We start from the raw sequence: 3,959 nt of genomic DNA, 5'->3' as shown, positions 1-3,959 counted from the left end.
GTGTCGGGGGGCGGGTCGCCGACCGATGGCCCGGGGTGGTGCTGGGCGCCGGCGGGGTCGCACTGTGCCTCGGGTGGGGTGCGTTCGCGCTCGGTGCCGGGCATCCGGCCGTGGCGTTCGGGCTCGTGCTAGTGCAGGGTGCCCTGGCCTTCGGGGTCGGGTCCACGCTCATCTCCCAGGCGCTGTACGCGGCGTCCGGCGCACCCACGTTGGGCGGTGGGTTCGCGACCGCCGCGTTCAACGTGGGCGCGGCGCTGGGGCCATGGCTCGGCGGTACGGCCATCGCAGGCGGGCTCGGGTACCGGTCACCGCTGTGGGTCAGTGCCGTGCTGGTGGCGCTGTCTCTGGGGGTCGCGGGCGTGGCGGTCCTGGGTGACCGGCGAAATCGGGACGCGCGCCAGGGGCGTACCCCGGCATCATGGTCGGCATGACCGCCACCTCCCGACCGGGTTCCGAACGGGTCGTCATCGCCTCCTACGAAGTGGAGAAGGGGTGTCCCCGGCCGTTGGCCGCCGTTCGCGCCTGACTGCGTGAGCGCGGCATCGACTGGATGCCCTTCCGTGACGACGAGGTCCGCCTGGATCGGGTGTGCGGCCCGGGGGCCGAGGGGGCCTGGCGGTCGTGGATCATCGTCCACGTCGCCGCCGGTGCCCTGTGGCCGCTCGGGCTGCACCCCGATCAGCCGACCGCGGTCGTCAACGGCCCCTCCCCGCCCGGCTGGTGGCATGCCGCCGGGGAGCGGTACGCCCGCGCTCCACGCCCACCCGCCCCGCGGCGGAAATCACCGCTCGTCGGCACCGATCAACGCACGGATCTCGAACTCCTCGAACACCTCCGGTTCCTGGGGCTTGCTCAGCATGGAGCCGAGCCAGCCCAGCAGGAAGCCCGCCGGGATCGACACGATGCCGGGGTTCTGCAGCGGGAAGAAGGCGAAGTCGGCGTTCGGGTAGAGGGAGGTGGGGGTGGAGGAGACGATCGGGGAGAGCGCGACGAGGAGCACTGAGCAGGCCAGGCCGCCGTACAGGCTCAGCAGCGCGCCGCGTGCGGTGAAGCCCCGCCAGAACAGGCTGTAGACGATCGTCGGCAGAATGGCGGACGCCGCAATCGCGAAGGCCAGGAACGCCAGCGTCGCGGTGCTCGTGCCCCAGGACAGCAGGGCCAGCATCATGCCCATGATGCCGATCGCGGCCGCGGAGAGCCGGGCGACGGTCACCTCCTCCGTCTCCGTCGCCCTTCCCTTGCGGATCACCGCGCCGTAGAGGTCGTGGGCGATCGAGGAGGCCGCGGCGAGCGTGAGTCCGCCGGCCACGCCGAGCAGCGTGATGAAGGCCAGGCTGGACAGGAGCGCCACGAGTACGCCGCCGCCGAGTTCGTAGCCGAGCAGGAGCACCGCCGCATCGCCCCTGGGGTCGACGTCGGCGATCTGTTCCCGGCCGACGATCGCGGTGGCGCCCAGGCCCAGTACGCCCGCCATCAGGCACACGAAGCCGATCAGGCCCACGGCCCAGACGACTGAGCTGCGCAGGACACGCGTGGTGCGTGGGGCGAGCAGTCGCATCATGATGTGCGGGAGTGCGGCCAGTCCGAGCACGATGGCCAGCTGCAGGCTGAAGAAGTCGAGCTTGTTGGTGGTGCTGCCGCCGTAGCGCAGCCCGGGGCCGAGATAGCGCTCGCCCAGGGCGCTGTTGTCGGCGGCGGACGACAGGAGTCGGTCGATGTTCCAGTTGAAGTGGTGCAGCACCATGACGGCGGTGATGCCCACCCCGGCGACCAGCATCACGGCCTTCACGACCTGGATGACGGTGGCGCCCGGCATGCCGCCGATCGCCGCGTACACCACGACGATGGTGCCGATGACCACCACGCACATCGCCCGGGCCGGCCCGCTCGGGGCGCCGATGAACTGAGCCAACAGGGCGATGCTGCCCACGAGTTGGGCGACCAGGTACAGCAGACACACGGCCAGGGTGCACAGGGCGAGCGCCAGCCGGACCGACCGCTGCCCCTGCGGCAGCCGTAGCGCCAGGTTGTCGCCCAGCGTGAACTTGCCGGAGTTGCGCAGGGGTTCGGCGATCAGCAGCAGCGCCATCATCCAGGCCACCACCGTGCCGCCCAGATAGAGCAGACCGTCGTAGCCGGTCAACGCGACGATTCCGGTGCTGCCCAGCAGCGTCGCGGCCGACAGGTAGTCGCCGCACATGGCGAGCCCGTTGCGCAACGGCGACATGTCGCGGTCGCCGAGATAGAACTCGCCGATCTCGTCCCGCTGCGGGGCCGTCAGCAGCACCGTGAACAGGGTGATGACGACGACGGTGAGGAACAGGACGAGCGTCAGTTGCAGGGTGGCCCGGTCGGTGACACTCGCCGCGTGATCCACCAGTCGACCCGCTTCTCGCGTCACCACGTGCCGGACCACCTTCCGGCGGGGGTGCGGCGCGCCTGCGCCTGCGCCTGTGCCTGTGCCTCGGCCTGCGCCCGGCTGTCTCGCAGTTGGGCCCGCAGACGGTCGGCGACCGGGTCGACCCGTCGGCGCATGTGCCGGACGTAGAGCCAGATCGTCACGGCCATGAGGAGGAACTGGAAGAGACCGAGAGCCAGTCCGATCGTCAGGTGGCCGGCCAGCGGCTGGTTCATCACGCCGGCGGCGAAACCCGACAGCAGGACGTAGGTGAGGAATCCGCCCACCGAGACCAGCGTCGCCGCCACTCCGAAGGAGCGCTGGGCGGTGCGTATCGAGCGGAAGTCAGGGGGTGGGCGAAGGTTGCCGTTCGATGGCGGATACAGGGACATAACGCACCTTCTTTGCTGCCTTATGTCGCGCGCGCGGCACTTGCGGTCGCGGAGCGTGAGGAGGGAGGGAACGGAGTATGGCAGCGAGGCGCTTGAAGTATCAACCAGCCTGCGAAACGGAAAGAGTCATGGCCGGATTCGACCCCTTGTGGGGAGGCTCACAGGGTTTCCATAATCCAGCTTGACATGCCCCCGACAGTCCAGTGCTTCCACGTTCGCATGTCCAACCCCCCACGGAAGGCACCACGTTGAAGAAGCTCCTCACCGCGCTCAAGAGATGCGCGGCCCTCGCCGCCGCGGCCCTCGCGATCGTCAGCCTCCAGCCCGTCTCGGCCGCGCACGCCGCGGACTCGCGTGTCGTCGGCGGCACCCGTGCCACGCAGGGCGAGTTCCCGTTCATGGTCCGGCTCTCCATGGGCTGTGGCGGCGCGCTCTACACCCAGCAGATCGTGCTCACCGCCGCGCACTGTGTGGGCTCCACCGGCCCCAACACCAGCATCACGGCCACCGCCGGCGTCGTGGACCTGCAGTCCACCAGCGGCCGGGTCCAGGTCCGCTCCACGTACGTGTACCGGGCCCCCGGCTACAACGGCGACGGCAAGGACTGGGCGCTGATCAAGCTCGCCCAGCCGATCAACCTGCCGACGCTGAAGATCGCCACCACGACGCAGTACAACACCGGCACCTTCACCGTCGCCGGCTGGGGCGCGGCCACCGAGGGCGGCGGCCAGCAGCGGTACATGCTCAAGGCCAACGTGCCGTTCGTCAGCGACGCCCAGTGCCGTTCCTACAGCGGCTACAGCGGTCTCATCGCGAGCGAGGAGATCTGCGCCGGCTTCCCGTCCGGCGGCGTGGACACCTGCCAGGGTGACTCCGGCGGCCCGATGTTCCGCCGGGACGCGAGCAACGCCTGGATCCAGGTCGGCATCGTCAGCTGGGGCATAGGCTGCGCCCGGCCGAACGCGCCCGGCGTCTACACCGAGGTCTCGACGTTCGCCTCCGCCATCGCGTCGGCAGCGTCCTCTCTCTGACCTGCCTGCATCGCGTCGCACGTGTTGCGCGGGCCCGGTGTCCTCGGACGCCGGGCCCGTGCCGCGTTCCCGAGGGCCCCCGACGCTGTTCTGCCAGCGGCAGAACACCGGCCGGACCTGGCTCGACGATCACTACAG

Annotated in this window: 3 protein-coding genes and 1 pseudogene; 2 read left to right on the top strand and 2 right to left on the bottom strand. The window is 70.3% G+C overall.

What is annotated here, in order from left to right; translation table 11 throughout:
- Nucleotides 1-431, top strand: a pseudogene (locus tag L0P92_RS42725) (Cmx/CmrA family chloramphenicol efflux MFS transporter); the annotation flags it as partial.
- A gap of 350 nt (nt 432-781) precedes the next feature.
- Here L0P92_RS42725 and L0P92_RS42715 read toward each other — a convergent pair.
- Both L0P92_RS42715 and L0P92_RS42710 read right to left on the bottom strand, forming a co-directional pair.
- Nucleotides 782-2,380, bottom strand: a complete 1,599-nt coding sequence (locus L0P92_RS42715) for a solute symporter family protein (RefSeq protein ID WP_234768529.1) — start codon at nt 2,378-2,380, stop codon at nt 782-784.
- 17 nt (nt 2,381-2,397) lie between these two features.
- The gene (locus L0P92_RS42710; protein ID WP_234768528.1) at nt 2,398-2,790 is read right to left on the bottom strand and encodes a DUF485 domain-containing protein; all 393 of its coding nucleotides are present in this window, start codon (nt 2,788-2,790) and stop codon (nt 2,398-2,400) included.
- A gap of 248 nt (nt 2,791-3,038) precedes the next feature.
- Here L0P92_RS42710 and L0P92_RS42705 point away from each other — a divergent pair, with 248 nt between their 5' ends.
- Nucleotides 3,039-3,821: a serine protease gene (locus L0P92_RS42705; RefSeq protein ID WP_234768527.1), complete on the top strand. Its 783-nt coding sequence runs from the start codon at nt 3,039-3,041 to the stop codon at nt 3,819-3,821.
- Nucleotides 3,822-3,959: the final 138 nt, after the last annotated feature.

The organism is Streptomyces muensis (assembly GCF_021474425.1).
GTDB classification, from domain to species: domain Bacteria; phylum Actinomycetota; class Actinomycetes; order Streptomycetales; family Streptomycetaceae; genus Streptomyces; species Streptomyces muensis.
The sequence above is the reverse complement of the archived record's forward strand: the minus strand, read 5'-3'. Positions and strand labels throughout refer to the sequence as shown.

What these genes read in the sequence shown, in the direction of transcription:
- L0P92_RS42710 (WP_234768528.1), bottom strand. Translation starts at nt 2,790, where the DNA reads ATGTCCCTGTATCCGCCATCGAACGGCAACCTTCGCCCACCCCCTGAC.